This is a genomic window from Serratia montpellierensis (genome assembly GCF_020858655.1).
Classification (GTDB): Bacteria; Pseudomonadota; Gammaproteobacteria; order Enterobacterales; family Enterobacteriaceae; genus Serratia; species Serratia montpellierensis.
Genome location: NZ_VOSN01000013.1, coordinates 167,266 through 181,169 on the forward strand (window position 1 = coordinate 167,266; position 13,904 = coordinate 181,169).

A 13,904-nucleotide genomic window follows, 5' to 3' on the forward strand; every position below is an offset into this window, starting at 1 on the left:
CAACGCGGCGCGGCTGTCCAGCCCCCGGCGGCTATTTCTGCGCGGTTTCGGCGCGCAAACGGCCGATCTGCGCCGTCAAATCAGGCCACGGCGCCTGACCGGCGTAGTGCTGCCGCAGGTAGTTGAGCAGGATGGCAATCTGCGCGTCATTCAGGTTATGACGAAAGCCCGGCATATAGCCCAGCTCTGCGTTAGCCGGCCGCTGTATGCCATCCAGCACCACGCGAATGGCATTGTCCGGCGCGTCGGCGAACAGGTTGGTGTTCAGCGCCAGAGACGGCCGCACCCCCGCCATCTGCGCGCCTTTTTCCTGCGCATGGCAAGCCATGCAGGCGCCGGAAAACAGCCGCGCCCCTTCCGAACTCAGAGGCTCCACCTGCCGTTCCGCCTGAACGTTTAACGTGGCCGCCGTCGCGCCCGCCGCCGTTTCAGGATGATAGCTGCGCAGATAGACGGCGATCGCCTGCAGATCGGCCTGCGGCAAGCGTGACAGCCCTTCTTCGATCACCGGCGCCATCGGGCCGGCGGCGACGCCATGGTTGGCCGAGTAGCCGGTACGCATGAAATCAGTCAGATCCTGCTGCGTCCAATCGAGCGGCGCGGGCGAGCGGCCGGTCAACGCGGGCGCCGTCCAGCCTTCCGCCACGCCGCCGGCCAGGTGCTCGTCACCGGTTTTCTCGCCGAACAGCACGTTGCGCGGCGAATGGCAGGCGCTGCAGTGGCCCAGCCCTTCGACCAGGTACGCGCCGCGGTTCCAGTCGGCGCTCTGGGCCGCCTCGTCCTGCATCGCGCCCGGCGTCAGGAACAGCAGATTCCAGGCAAAGATGCCCTGGCGAATATTGAACGGAAAGTGCAGATCGGTGGCCGGCGGCCGGTACTTGACCGCCGGCTGCGACATCAGGTAGGCGTACAACGCCTGCAGATCGTCGTCGCGAGTGCGGGTAAAGGCGGTGTAGGGAAACGCCGGGTAGAGATAACGGCCCTGGCGATCGACGCCATGGCGCATGGCGCGTTCGAACGCCGCGTAACTCCAGCTACCGATGCCGGTTTCCACGTCCGGCGTGATGTTGGTGGTGTAAATGGTGCCGAAGGGGATCTCCATCGCCAGCCCGCCGGTGTTGCGCTCGCCGCCCGCACGGGTGTGGCACACGGCGCAGTCGCCGAGATCGGCCAGCGTTTTGCCGCGCGCGATCTGCGCCTCGCTGAAACTGTGGGTCGCATCGGCGGCGAGCGGCGCGATTTCCGGCTGCCAACTGGCGACAACGCCAGCCACCACAACGGCGAGCACTGTGAAGCCACCCCACCCGACGATTTTTTTCATCTTACTCATCTTTGCTGTCCTTGTTCGTTACGGGGGGTTAATGGCCGGCCTGAGCGCGCAGCGCGGCAAGCACCCGCGCCGGTGTGAACGGCACCTCGCGCAGGCGCACGCCAAGCGCGTCAAACAGCGCATTGCCGATCGCCGCCGCACTCGGCACCGAGGCAGACTCTCCGGCACCCATCGGCGCTTCGTTCGGGCGATCGATCAGCTGGATATCGATCTGCGGCAATTCGTCGAAGCGCAGGATCGGATAGCCGCCCCAGTCCAGTGACGTCACCCCCGTCTCGTTGAAGGTCACAAACTCTTTCAGCACCCGGCTGGCGGACTGGATAATGTTGCCGTGCACCTGATGGCGCACCCCGGCCGGGTTGATCATGCGGCCACAGTCATGCGCCACGAAGATTTTATCGAGCGTGATCTGACCGGAGCGGCGGTTGACGCTGAGATCGCACACCCAGGCCGCCCAGGCGGCGCCGAATCCGGGGAATTTGCTGTGGAAATAGCGCGCGTAGGCGAAGCCGCGGCCGCTCACCACTTCGGCGCCGGCGGCGCGCGCCCGGTGCGCCGGGCCGTCTTGCCAGTTCGCCTGCCGTTTCAAGGCCTCAATCAAGGCCACCGCACGCGGATCGTTCAGGTAACGCAGGCGAAACGCGATCGGGTCCTCGCCGGCACGCCAGGCAAGCTCATCGATCCAGGACTCATGGGCGAACACGTTGGGCAACGCTGAAACGCCGCGCATCCACGAAGCCCGCACGATCGGCGCGGCGTCCTGGCAGATCACCCGCATGTGCGGATACGCGTATTGCGGAATGGCGGTGCGATCGCCCATTTGTTGCACGTCGGCCCGGTTGGCCACCTTCCCGGTCAACACCAGCGGCAAGGTCACCGCATTGTTGGAGGGATAGCTGGTTTTCAATTCGTAGGCCGCCACCCGGTTTTGCGTGTCAAGGCCGCCGCGCACCCGGATCAGCTGGCCGGTGCCCTTCGGTTCCCAGCCGGACTCCTGTTCGCGCATCAGCTGCACCCGCACCGGGCGGCCGGTGGCCCGCGCCAGCAGTGCCGCGTCCGCCGAGACGTCGTCGGCGCAGTTGCGGCCATAGCAGCCGGAGGCTTCCATGCGGGTGATGTGCACCTGACCAGGCGGCAGCTCGAGCAGCGTGGCGATGTCTTTGCGCAGATCGTGTGGGTTTTGCGTGCCGGACCACACCTGCGCCCGCCCGTCTTTGACCTCCGCTACCGCGCAGGAAGGGCCGATCGAGGCGTGCTGATGGTAGGGCCAGACATAGTCGGCCTGCACGTCGGTATGCAGCGCCGCCAGCGCGGCGTCCGTGCCCGCGTCGTCGCGCAGCACGCGGTCGGTTTTCGGATTGGCTTCCAGCGCGGTGGGCAGCGCTTCCGGCGACAGATCCGGCAATCCGGCCCAGGGTTTCCAGGTGGTTTTCAGTTGGCGCATGGCGGCGATCGCCTGCTCCTCGCGCTCGGCCACGATGCCGATGAAATCGTTGATCACCACCAGTTTCACGATGCCCGGCAGGTGCGCGATCGAATTTTCATCCACCGACAGCAGGCCACCGCCCAACGGCGCGCTGCTGTCGGCGCCAACGTAAGGCGGCCGCACCACCCGGCCATGGAGCATGCCGGGCAAGCGCAGGTCGTGCACGTAGGTCAGCCCACCGCTCACTTTGGCCGGAATGTCGACCCGGGCAACGGCGCGGCCGACGTAGCGATTCTGGTGTTCGCTGTTCAACTGAACGTTTTTATCCAGCATCACGTGCAGATTCTGCCCACTCGCCAGCTGCGCATAGCTCAGTGAGCGCCCCGGGTTTTTGGTCACAAATACCTGCCCCGCCGCCGCCGTCAGCTGTTCGGCCGGCAGTTCGAAGGCTTTGGCCGCCAACGCCGTCAGCATGTACCGCACCTGCGCCGCCGCCTGTCGCAGCGGCACCGACGTCACCTGAATGGTGGCGCTGGCGATAGTCGGCCCCTGATCCGGCGTACGTTGCGTATCGCCAAGGATCATCGTGACTTGCTCGAACGGCACGCAAATTTCATCGGCGACGATCTGCGCCAGCGCGGTGCGAATGCCGGTACCCAGATCGACGTGGCCGTTGAAGGCCGTCACCCGGCCGTCTGCGGTGAGGCTGATAAAGCTGTCCACCCGATCCAGCGGCAGATCGGCAGGCGATGCAACCGCCTCGGCGGCGAAGGCGATGTAACCAACAAGCAAGGAAAGCAGGATCACCACTGAACAGATCAGGGTGACGATGTGCACCAGCCCGCCGACCAGCGTGCGTTTTTCCAGGTGCGTGCCCTGCTGCTCCAGGCGGCGGCGAATGCGCTGGCCGCGCAGCGGCGCCGCCAGCAGCACCATGCCGATCAACCCCGCCACCAGGCCGTTGCCGAAGATGGTGGTGGCCAATGAAGCGCTGACGACGTTGTTGATCAGTTCCACGGTGCCGAACGCCAGCGCCAGACCGGCCAGCAGCGGCGAGAAGTAACGCAGCCCGGCGGCCACTTCATTGTCCAGCGACGCCAAACGCCACGACGGACGATTCAGCGACAGCGCCGCACGCCCCAGCCCGGCGATCAGCGCGCAGAAAATCCCCAGACGGTTAAAGCCTTCGGCGAAGTCTTCCAGCATCACCGGCAGCGGCTGCACACGAATAAAGACGTAATACAGCAGATTCAGCGCGATAGAGGTAGTGAATACCGTCACCGCCACGGTGATGATCGCCATAAAGCTGCGGCGCAGGCGCCCGTCCGGCAGGAAGCGAATGCTGACCCAGGCGAGGAAACGCTCGGACAAATAGCGCCCCCAGGACCAGACGAGCACCGCCAGCGCCAGCAATGCCAGCGTACCGTAACGCCATTCGTCCTGCCAACTGGCGTCCCAGGCTGCTTTCATCTCGGCATTAAACTGATCCAGCCGCTGGACGTCATCCGCTGACGGCTGCACCACCGGCGTCCAGAATTTGACGCCGAGAATGCTGCCGGTATTCAGCGCCAGCTGGGTTTTAAACGCCACCCGGCGCAGATCGCTGATCTGTTGCCCCAGATCGAAGGTGCTGGTCTTGATGGCCTGCGCGCGTTTTACCGCATCGTCCAACTGTTTTTTACTGTTGTTCAGCGCATTGCGCTGCTGGGCGACGGCCGGGGTTTCCGGCAGCGCGCCGGCCGCCGGGGCCGGCCCCAGCACGTCCAGCTGCGCCTGCAGTTTTTCCTGCAGCGGCTGCAGATCGGCGGACAATTTATCCATGCTGGCGACCAAGTCGTCGGTCGCCAGCCGCAGCTTGCTGAGCTGGGTGTCGGTGGTGGCTTTGGAAACCAGCTGCTTCATGCTGTCCAACTGCTTTTGCGCGGCTTTCAGCTGCGTGGCGGGATCGGGCGCGCTTTCGGCGGCGGGATCATCCTGGGTGGCGGCGACGGCGCCGAGTGGCGTCAGCTGCAAACCCAACAGCAATAACAACAACAGCAGGAACGGACGGGGCTTTAACATAAATTCAGTGCTCAGCATCATTATCTGATAGACAGACGAACAGGCGGCGGATGAACCGTCGCTTAACCATAAACGCTAATTATAATAGCTGCTTAATGTCGGCCGAAATACAGTAATTATTCCCATTGTGTGCCACGCGTCCGTACCCTCCTTAGCCTACTGATTATTCAGGCGCTTTTACACTGGCGGCGCGGCACAAAGCGCTCTATACTCCTGCCACCGATTAACCTGCAACCAATAAAAGGAGACTTACTATGCTGACGTGTGAATGTGTTGTTCACTCACACTTCTTTGGTAATCGTCGCCGCTCAAGCATTACCGGTATCGTGCTGCGATAACCCAGCTTGAGCGAAGCTTACTAAAATTCAGGATCTTCCCTCCGGCTTACCGGGTTGTCGTCAGCGATGTTTGACGATAGGCATTGTCATGCCTGTAACTCTTGAGTAAGCAATGAGCACATTACTGTCTGCACAATCTGTCGGTTACGACAACGCGTTCGGCGTCCTGCTGAGCGAGATTTCCTTCAGCCTGAAAAAAGGCGATCGCATCGGTTTGATCGGCGACAACGGCTGCGGCAAAAGTACCCTGCTGCAAATTCTCAGCGGCTCCCTGCCCATCCACAGCGGAACGGTGACATTGTCACATCAATGTCTGATGGCGCGCATCGAACAGCACCTGCCGCCTGAGCTGCACGCCAGCACCCTGCTGGATGCGGTACTGGCGCAGTTGCCCGCGGGCCAACACCTCAGCGAACGCTGGCGCTGTGAAGCGCTGCTTGTCGAGTTGGGGTTTGAGCCGGCGAGCTGGGCGTTGACCGCCGGCACCCTCAGCGGCGGCCAACATACCCGCCTGCTGCTGGCGCGCGCGCTGATCCGCCAGCCCGATCTGCTGCTGCTCGACGAGCCCAGCAACCACCTGGACCTGCCCACGCTGCTGTGGCTGGAACAGTTCTTACGCAGCTGGAGCGGCAGCTTCGTGCTGGTATCGCACGATCGCTATCTGCTCGATCAGGTGACCAACTGCACCTGGATCCTGCGCGACAAAACGCTGCAGTTCTTCCGTTTGCCCTGCTCCGCTGCGCGCGCCGCACTGGCGGAACAGGATGCTGCGGACGAGCATCGGCGCCAGGCAGAGCAAAAGGAGATCGACCGGGTGGAAAAAAGCGCCAAACGCCTGGCGACCTGGGGCAAGGTCTATGACAACGAAGACCTGGCGCGCAAAGCCAAGCAAATGGAGAAGCGCGTCGATCGGTTGAAGGAAGAACAAACCACCCTGACCGCCGGCAGCCCGTGGCGGCTGCGCTTACAGGGAGAGGCGCTGGACGCCGATCGCCTGCTGGCGCTGCCGCACTGGGCCGTGCGCCCGGCGCCGGATGCGCCGGTGCTGTTCAGCCTGGAACATCTGCGCGTGAAAAGCGGCGATCGCATCGCCATCGTCGGGCGCAATGGCTGCGGCAAATCGTCGCTGCTGCGCTTGCTGTGGCGCGAGTATCAGCAACAAACGCAGCGCCCGGCGCTGTTCCATCCGCGCGTGCGCATCGGCTATTACGATCAGAGCCTGCAACAGCTACGCGATGAGGACACGTTGAGCGAAGCGCTGGCACAGTTTGCGCCGCTGACCGAGGAACAGCGGAAAATGGCGCTGATCGGCGCCGGTTTTCCTTACCTGCGCCACCATCAGCAGATCCGTTCGCTGAGCGGTGGCGAGCGTTCGCGGCTGCTGTTCGTCGGCCTGACGCTGGCCAACCATTCGCTGCTGTTGCTGGACGAGCCCACCAACCACCTGGACATGGCAGGCAAAGAAGAGCTGGCGGAAACGCTGCGCCAGTTCGCCGGCGCCATCATGTTGGTCACCCATGACCGGATGCTGATCGAACAGAGCTGCAACCGCTTTTGGCTGATCGACCAGCAAAAACTGGAGGAGTGGCACGATCTGGCGCCGGTGTATCAGCGCCTGGCGGGCGAAGCACCGGCGCTACCGATGGCGGGCAAGGCCGATGCAGACGCCCCGACGCCGGACGAGCGCTTGGAAGGCGAAGAAGCGCTGCTGACCGCCCTGTTTGCCCTCGAAAACAAACTGGAGGACGACCTGGCGCGCAAGCCGAAGCACCAGAAACCGGAGCTTCAGGCGCGCTGGCGCCGCGAGATTGCCGACATCACCGCCCGGTTGAATCTGGGCTAACCTTGACAGGCCGCCCTCCGGCGGCCTGTTTTTTGACGGAGTGCGACATGGCATTTTCCCTTGAGCAGGCCTCACTCGCGCAGCGGCCGCTGCTGGCGGCCATGCTGTCTGATTGCCTGCGCGAGCTGGGCGTCGATGGGGATTACCCCTATTTGCCGCTCTACTGGCGCGAGGCCGGCCGCTACCCCTATTTGATGTTGAGCGATCGGCAAACCGCCGGGTTCGCGTTGGTCAGGCGTCTCGATAGCGCCACCGTCGAAATGGCGGAGTTCTACATCAAGCCCGAATGGCGACGCAACGGGATGGGGCAACGGGCTGCCCGCGCCTTGTTCGCGCGGCATCCCGGCGGTTGGTCGCTGTCGGTCAGCCAGGATAATCCGCGTGGGCTGGCGTTTTGGCGCTCGGTAGTACCGGCCGGGGCCATGACTCAACCACTTTCGGCCCCCGATGCCATGATGCAGCTGCGCTTTTCATCCCCGCCGCCCTGAGCGACACATTACCTTCATCCTTTTATGGCAGGGTAAGCTGATTCGTTTTTTGCTATCGAGCCTGCCATGACTTCACTTTCCCCACGGGACATCGAGGCGCGCTACCGCTTCGCGCGTGAGATTGCCCGCGCCGCCGCCGATCTCGCTTTCAGCTTTTATCAACGGCGGCAAAGCCTGGCGGTCGACTTTAAACAGGGGCTGCAGGACGTGGTCAGCGAAGCCGACCGCCGCGTCGAAGCGCTGATCCGCCGCATGATCAATCGCCGGTTTCCCCAGGATGGCTTTCTCGGCGAAGAGAGCGGCAGCAGCGGCGAGCACGCCGCCTGCGTTTGGGTCGTCGATCCTATCGATGGCACCGCCTGCTTCCTGAACGGATTGCATACCTGGTGTATCGCGATAGGCGTGGTAATTGACGGCGAGCCGACGATCGGCGTGGTCTACGATCCCAACCACCGCGAGATGTTCCGCGCCTGCCGCGGCCACGGCGCCTTCCTCAACGGGGAACCGATAGGCGTGCATGCCGGGCGCAGCGTTGCGGATGGCGTGATGGGCGTCGGGATATCACCGCGCGCCTCGGCGGCGGAATTCAGCGGCTTTCTCTGTCGCCTGCTGCAGGCGGGAGGAATGTTTGTGCGCAGCGGCTCCGGCGCGTTGATGACCGCCCAGGTGGCCGCCGGTCGGCTGCTGGGCTATTACGAACCGCACATGAATGCCTGGGACAGCCTGCCTGGCTGGGTGCTGACGCGCGAAGCCGGCGGCATGGCGAATGACTTTATGCACCATGACGGGCTGCGGCGCGGCAACCCGCTGCTGCTGGCCAACGCGGCGCTCTATCCGCAGTTGGCCGAGCTGATTCAAATGCCGGGCTTGATCGGCTCGACGTGCCCTATCGCGCGCGTGATGGCCGGATAAAGCGAGCGCAGCCGGCGCTCGACCCGATCGACCGCATCGTGCGCCGCGGCGATGGTGACCGCCGGCGACACCCGGCAGTGGAAATTGACGATGATGCCCCCGTCGGTCTTGCGCGCGCGGACGTTATGTACGTCTTGCACGCTCTCTCCCTGCTCCAGCGCCGACTGCAAGATCCGCCGAATATTCGCCAGCTCCGTCGCATCGACATCTTCGCTGGTCAGCCAATGCGGCGTCTGCGGCTCCAGGTGCGTCTCTATCTCGGTGTCTTCACCGATCGCCTGACGCAGGATCCCCTCTATCTCCGTGGCGATGTCATGCGCCTGCGCCACGCTGGCGTTGGCCGGCACCGCCAAATCCATGCCGATCGCCATACGCGTCGGCAGCTGCTGCAAGGTCACATTCTGCACCTGCGCGCCGTGGTTGGCGGCAATCGCCCGAATGCGGGTCGCCATGTCCTCATCGCTGCGGGTCTGTGGCACCGCGATGACGGTGAATTCCGCCCTGGCGTATTGCTCCCGCAGTCGCTCAACAATTTCTCGCTTCAGCGCGTCGATGCGTTCCAGCGGCAAGGTGCGGCACACCGCCACCGTGATTTCGACGAACAGCACCGCGCCGGCGTTGCGTATGCGCACGCTGTCGCAGGCCAACACCGCCGGAAAACGCGCCAGCGTGGCACGGATCGCCTCGGTCGCCCCGGCGGGCGCGGCATCCATCAGCGAGTCGAAGGAGCGTTTACCCAGTTTGATCGCAGCGATAAAGATAAAGCCGGCGACGATCAGCGCGGCGATGGCGTCCGCGCGGCCAAAGCCCAGCAGCACAAACACCATGCCCAGCAGCACCACGCCGGACGAAAGCATATCGGAGAAGAAATGCAGCGCATCCGCTTCCAGCGCCGCGCTGTCGGTCGCTTTGGCGACGCGGTTGAGCGCCCGCACGCGGAAGAAATCGACGCAGATGGAAATCAGCAACACCGCAATCACCACCGGTGCGGCGACGATCTCATGCGGCTGCCCGAGCAGGCTGCTGCCCGCCTCATAAACGATCCAGCCGGCGGCACCCAGCAACAGCAGCACCTCGAACAGCGCCGCCAGGTTTTCCACCTTGCCGTGGCCGAAATGGTGATCGTCATCGGCGGGCTTATCGCTGATGCGCACCGCCAGCCAGGTGATACTGGTGGCGATAAAGTCGGTAAAAGAGTGGATACCTTCGGATATCAGGCCAATACTGCCGGTGAAAATGCCGGCGACGAACTTGCCCGTAGCCAGTAACCCGCTGGCGATCATCGAGTTTCTGGCTACGGCCTGTTTTTCATTTTGCATGATGCTGCTCACATTCGGACGGTGATTTATTTTTTTACTTTAGAGGATAATTGCCAGACAAAGGCGATCAGCAGCATACTGCCAGAAAATGTCAGCATGAGGCTAGTAAGAAAATTGGATTTCCCGGTGGAATAAAAATAAATCTCATTAACGCCTACCGAGATCATTAAAATGGCGTAGAGCAATCCCAGAATAAGAATCGTCATTATTATCAACTCCCGTATCAGGCTGCGCGTTCAGCGCGCCGCTAAATCCTCCCCATAATAAATAGCGGTTACGGGGAGGATGCATCTAGGCGGATCTTTAGCGTTCATCAATCATCCCATTTGGTGCTCATATAGGCCGCCAACAGACCCAGTGAGCTGATCATTGCCAGGAATCCCATAAAAATAGTCATGTTTCCCATTATTTTGTCCTCAGGTTAAATGTTATCGATAAAAGCCCCTTGCGTTAAATATCGGGGTTGGTCGGTATCCATGGTTTTTTAACGTCCTCCTCTTTGTTGTCACACTCCCGCCCTGTTTAGAGCGGGAACCGTTTAAATCCCCAAAACGTACTGGGCGATTTTGAAATAAATAATCAGACCGGTACCGTCGATAAAGGTGGCGATAAACGGCGCCGACACCACCGCCGGATCGATGCCGAGCCGTTTCAACAGCATCGGAATGATCGACGACACAATCGCGCTCCACACGGTGATCGCCACCAGCGACAGGCTGACCACCAATGTCACCTCCATGCCGACGCCCATGATCCAGGCGCGCACCCAGGCCGCCAGACCGATGGTGACGGCGATCAGCAGCGAGGTCGTGACCTCTTTACGGATCACCGCGCCCAGGTTGCGCAGGCTGACCTCGCCCAGCGCCATGGCGCGCACCAGCGTCGAGGTGATCTGGGTGCCGCTGTTGCCGCCGGTGCCGATCAGCAGCGGGATGAAGAACGCCAGCGCAATCGCCGCTTCGAGCTGGTCTTCAAACGCCTTCAGCACGTTGCCGGTATAGGCTTCGGCGACGAACAGCATCAGCAGCCACACCGAGCGTTTGCGCCACAGCGCCCACGGGCTGGTCTCCAGGTAAGGCTTATCCAGCGGCAGGCTCGCGCCCTGGCGCTGTGCATCCTCGGTATTTTCATCCTCGACCAGCCGGGCAATTTCGCGTTCACCCAGTACGCCGACCAGCGTGTTGTTCGCCACGACCGGCACTACGTCCAGGCCACCTTTGCCGAGCAGATGCGCCACGTCGTTGCGATCGTCGTCGGGTGAAACCTGAAAATAGCTGTGATCCATCATCACGCCGACCGCTTTATCCTCGTCGTCGCACTGCAGCAGTTTTTTCACCGACAGCGTGCCGCGCAGATGATAATCGTCCGCGGTAATAAATACCCGGGTGGGAATTTCGTCCGTTTTTAGCTGTGAAAGTAAATATTCCCGGGCATGCGTGACCGTCATCGTCGCGGGAACAGTAATAAAATCGGCGTTCATATAGCCGGCGATCGAGGTCTCGTCGAGAGTTTCAGTCGCGCTCAGCGCCGGAGAAGAATAATGTTGATGTGACTTGATCATTTTGTCAGTCCCTATTTCTGTTTTGAACTTCAACAGCGAATCGCATAGGGGCGTAACCACAGAGGGAGTGCAGACTGCCTATCTCCGCGTCCAGGTTTTAGCACTATACAACGTATCCGAATTGTTGCTCGGAAGTTACTTTGGGCTGAACCTTAATCCGATAAAGCCTGTCTTAACCTTGGGCATCTCTCGATGTCGTCAGATCAGTAACCTGTGTTTGTATAGGAGCCTCGCCAAACGAGATACTGCATATAAACTACCGGCGCAGTATAGGCGTTGTTTTATCCGGCAGGAAGAAAAGATTGCCCGTCGTTTATGGAGTATTTAGGATAATGTTATTAAACACGAATCTATAAAAACGGCTGATATAAATCAGCCGTTTTTATATTCTCAGTGCTCGAGAAGATAGACGTTTTTATCGTACAAGGCACCTTGAGGGGTAAAGTCGATCCCCTTCACGTAGGGTTTAATGAGCGTGGCGTTGGCCTCGTAGTACACCGGCGCCACCGGCGTATCGGCGGCCAGCACCGCCTCGGCCTGCTGGAAGTATTGCTGCACCTGCTGCGGCGTCTGCGCCGCCGTTGCCTGATGCAGAATGCGGTCGTAGTCCGGGTTATGGTATTTAGGGCTGTTTTCGCTGCTGTCGGAACGGAACACGTTCAGGAAGGTGGAGGGATCATTGTAATCCGCCAGCCAGCGGGTAAAGGCCACGCCATATTGCCCGCGGTTGATATTATCCAGCGTCACTTTACGCTCCTGGCTTTGCAAAGTGGCCTCTACCCCGAGGTTCTTTTTCCACATGGCGGCGGCGGCGATGACGATCTTCTTGATGGTGGCGTCGTTGCTGTACAGCACGGTAAAGCGCAGCGGGTTCTCGGCGTTGAAACCGGCCTGCGCCAGCAGTTGCTTCGCCTGGGCGTGCCGCTGTTCCGGCGTCCAGCCAGCCGCAGCGCCGGGCTGCAGGCTATAGCCGCCCGCCCCCGTTGGGGTAAAGGTCCAGGCCGGCTGTTGGCCGTAGCCCAGCACCTTGCCGGCGATAATGTCTTTGTCCAGCGCCAGATTCAGCGCCTGGCGCACCCGCAGGTCGTTAAACGGCGCCTGGCGGTTGTTGAAGGCGAAATAACTGGTGGAGAGCAGCGGATAGGTCACCAGCTGTTGCTCGCCGAGCGTTTTTTTCAGCTGCTGATACAGCTCCGGCGGCGTGGTATACCCCAACTCAACCTCGCCGGCGCGAAAACGCGCCACCTCCGGGAAACCCTGTATCGGTAAGAACGTCACTTTGTTGAGCACGGTGTTGGCGTTGTCCCAATACTGCGGATTGCGTTCCACCACCACTTTTTCGTTCACCACCCACTGGCTGAGACGGAATGCGCCGTTGCCGACAAAATGCGCCGGTTGAGTCCAGTTTTTGCCGTACTGCTCCACCACCTTGCGGTTAACCGGCAAGACCGGAAAATGCACCAGCTGCTTGAGCAGGTAGGAGTTGGGCTCCGACAGCGTCACCTGCAGGGTGTTCGCGTCCAGCGCCTTGACGCCCAGCTCGCTCGGCGGTTTGCTGCCGGCGTTGATCGCCGCCGCATTCAGCACGTAGGCCGATGCCAGATAGCTGCCGTACGGCGACGCGGTTTTCGGATCGGTGAGGCGCCGCCAGCTGTAGACGAAATCGTCGGCGGTCACCGTATCGCCGTTCGACCATTTGGCCTGCGGCCGCAGATGGAAGGTCCAGACGTTGCCCTGATGCTCCCACGTCTGCGCCAGCGCCGGGATCGCTTCGCCGTCTTTCCCGACGCGCAGCAAACCTTCGAACAAATCGTTGAAGATATAGAACTCCACATTGCTCTCGGCCAGGTTCGGATCCAGCGTCGCCGGTTCATACCCGTTGGCGCGCACCAATTCCTGTACCGGCGCCAGTTTAGCGCCCGCCGGCACCTCGGCCGCCTGAGCTGTCGTCGCGTTAAAAGCCAGGAGGATTAAACAAGCCAGTTTCTTGCCATTAAATGAATATTTCACGTCGATATCCCTGATTAGTGTTTTATCGCGTTCAATATGCAATGTGGTAGTGGAATAAATTAAATCATTAATCGCTATGAGTCATAACCAAAAGCGGTGTTGAATTTCTTTCATTATCAATGGAATAGTGGTGGTAACTGGCGAAAGCAAGCGGGAGGACGCGGCGGCCGGCATCGCCGAACAGGAACGTCGCGAACCGGCGGTGAGTAGTGTTTATTCGCCACACCGGCCCGACAGGCTCGCCCATCGCCGCAAACAGCCCGCTGTGGCAAGTTCATCCCGGTCTGGAAATCGACGCGGGAACCGACTGGTTCATCGATAAAACTCACCCCAGCTGTTTTTACCAGACTGATCTGGCGGAGCGGCTCAAACAAGCCGGCATCGGTCGGCTGGTGATTTCGGGAATGAAAACGCAATACTGCGTAGACACCACGTGTCGGCGCGGCGCGGAATTGGGGTTTGACATGGTACTGGCCGCCGATGCCCATAGCTGTTCAGACACGGCGGAACTCGGTGCCGAAGCCATTATCCGTCACCATAACCAGACCCTGTCGGGGCCATTCGTGACGCTGGCGTTGGCGGAAGAGGTGAAATTCTAAAACGCGGGCGACTTACC

General features: G+C 61.2%; 11 protein-coding genes and 1 riboswitch. Of the genes, 4 read left to right on the forward strand and 7 right to left on the reverse strand.

Annotation, left to right across the window (positions count from 1 at the left end; translation table 11 throughout):
- Nucleotides 1-31 precede the first annotated feature (31 nt).
- Together FUU19_RS12615 and FUU19_RS12620 are read right to left on the reverse strand one after the other, a co-directional pair.
- Nucleotides 32-1,330: a c-type cytochrome gene (locus tag FUU19_RS12615; RefSeq protein ID WP_202669509.1), complete on the reverse strand. Its 1,299-nt coding sequence runs from the start codon at nt 1,328-1,330 to the stop codon at nt 32-34.
- A gap of 28 nt (nt 1,331-1,358) precedes the next feature.
- Nucleotides 1,359-4,817 (reverse strand): DUF3772 domain-containing protein, encoded by a 3,459-nt coding sequence (locus FUU19_RS12620; protein WP_230489851.1) that lies wholly within the window; start codon nt 4,815-4,817, stop codon nt 1,359-1,361.
- A gap of 450 nt (nt 4,818-5,267) precedes the next feature.
- Between FUU19_RS12620 and FUU19_RS12625 the strand changes: the two genes are divergently transcribed.
- The 3 genes from FUU19_RS12625 (at nt 5,268) to FUU19_RS12635 (ending at nt 8,398) form a co-directional block, all read left to right on the forward strand.
- Entirely contained in the window at nt 5,268-6,998 is a 1,731-nt protein-coding gene (locus tag FUU19_RS12625; protein ID WP_230489853.1) for an ABC-F family ATP-binding cassette domain-containing protein, read from the forward strand.
- A 47-nt stretch (nt 6,999-7,045) separates the two neighbouring features.
- Nucleotides 7,046-7,486 (forward strand): GNAT family N-acetyltransferase, encoded by a 441-nt coding sequence (locus FUU19_RS12630; protein ID WP_197834160.1) that lies wholly within the window; start codon nt 7,046-7,048, stop codon nt 7,484-7,486.
- Between the two features lie 66 nt (nt 7,487-7,552).
- A complete protein-coding gene (locus FUU19_RS12635) occupies nt 7,553-8,398 on the forward strand; it encodes an inositol monophosphatase family protein (RefSeq protein WP_230489854.1) in 846 nt (281 codons plus the stop codon).
- On the opposite strand, the gene FUU19_RS12640 is transcribed toward FUU19_RS12635, so the two are convergent.
- The 5 genes from FUU19_RS12640 to FUU19_RS12660 all read right to left on the reverse strand — a co-directional run bounded on the left by FUU19_RS12640 (nt 8,341) and on the right by FUU19_RS12660 (nt 13,288).
- On the reverse strand, nt 8,341-9,717 hold the full coding sequence (locus tag FUU19_RS12640; protein WP_230489855.1) for a cation diffusion facilitator family transporter: 1,377 nt from the start codon (nt 9,715-9,717) through the stop codon (nt 8,341-8,343). The two genes, FUU19_RS12635 and FUU19_RS12640, sit on opposite strands and share 58 nt — an antisense overlap.
- Nucleotides 9,718-9,743: 26 nt before the next feature.
- Nucleotides 9,744-9,923 carry a hypothetical protein gene (locus FUU19_RS12645; protein WP_004938106.1) on the reverse strand — a complete coding sequence of 60 codons (180 nt, stop codon included), beginning with the start codon at nt 9,921-9,923 and terminating at the stop codon, nt 9,744-9,746.
- A gap of 107 nt (nt 9,924-10,030) precedes the next feature.
- Entirely contained in the window at nt 10,031-10,123 is a 93-nt protein-coding gene (mgtS, locus tag FUU19_RS12650) for a protein MgtS (protein ID WP_004938109.1), read from the reverse strand.
- A 132-nt stretch (nt 10,124-10,255) separates the two neighbouring features.
- Nucleotides 10,256-11,278, reverse strand: a complete 1,023-nt coding sequence (locus FUU19_RS12655; RefSeq protein ID WP_230489856.1) for a magnesium transporter — start codon at nt 11,276-11,278, stop codon at nt 10,256-10,258.
- 75 nt (nt 11,279-11,353) lie between these two features.
- A riboswitch (M-box (ykoK) riboswitch) is annotated at nt 11,354-11,527 on the reverse strand.
- A 141-nt stretch (nt 11,528-11,668) separates the two neighbouring features.
- Nucleotides 11,669-13,288, reverse strand: a complete 1,620-nt coding sequence (locus FUU19_RS12660) for an ABC transporter substrate-binding protein (RefSeq protein ID WP_230489858.1) — start codon at nt 13,286-13,288, stop codon at nt 11,669-11,671.
- A 209-nt stretch (nt 13,289-13,497) separates the two neighbouring features.
- On the opposite strand from FUU19_RS12660, the gene FUU19_RS12665 reads away from it, so the two are divergent.
- Nucleotides 13,498-13,887 (forward strand): isochorismatase family protein, encoded by a 390-nt coding sequence (locus FUU19_RS12665; RefSeq protein ID WP_230489859.1) that lies wholly within the window; start codon nt 13,498-13,500, stop codon nt 13,885-13,887.
- Nucleotides 13,888-13,904: the final 17 nt, after the last annotated feature.

What these genes read in the sequence shown, in the direction of transcription:
- FUU19_RS12615 (WP_202669509.1), bottom strand. Translation starts at nt 1,330, where the DNA reads ATGAGTAAGATGAAAAAAATCGTCGGGTGGGGTGGCTTCACAGTGCTC.
- FUU19_RS12640 (WP_230489855.1), bottom strand. Translation starts at nt 9,717, where the DNA reads ATGCAAAATGAAAAACAGGCCGTAGCCAGAAACTCGATGATCGCCAGC.
- FUU19_RS12620 (WP_230489851.1), bottom strand. Translation starts at nt 4,817, where the DNA reads ATGTTAAAGCCCCGTCCGTTCCTGCTGTTGTTGTTATTGCTGTTGGGT.
- mgtS (WP_004938109.1), bottom strand. Translation starts at nt 10,123, where the DNA reads ATGGGAAACATGACTATTTTTATGGGATTCCTGGCAATGATCAGCTCA.
- FUU19_RS12655 (WP_230489856.1), bottom strand. Translation starts at nt 11,278, where the DNA reads ATGATCAAGTCACATCAACATTATTCTTCTCCGGCGCTGAGCGCGACT.
- FUU19_RS12625 (WP_230489853.1), top strand. Translation starts at nt 5,268, where the DNA reads ATGAGCACATTACTGTCTGCACAATCTGTCGGTTACGACAACGCGTTC.
- FUU19_RS12630 (WP_197834160.1), top strand. Translation starts at nt 7,046, where the DNA reads ATGGCATTTTCCCTTGAGCAGGCCTCACTCGCGCAGCGGCCGCTGCTG.
- FUU19_RS12635 (WP_230489854.1), top strand. Translation starts at nt 7,553, where the DNA reads ATGACTTCACTTTCCCCACGGGACATCGAGGCGCGCTACCGCTTCGCG.
- FUU19_RS12645 (WP_004938106.1), bottom strand. Translation starts at nt 9,923, where the DNA reads ATGACGATTCTTATTCTGGGATTGCTCTACGCCATTTTAATGATCTCG.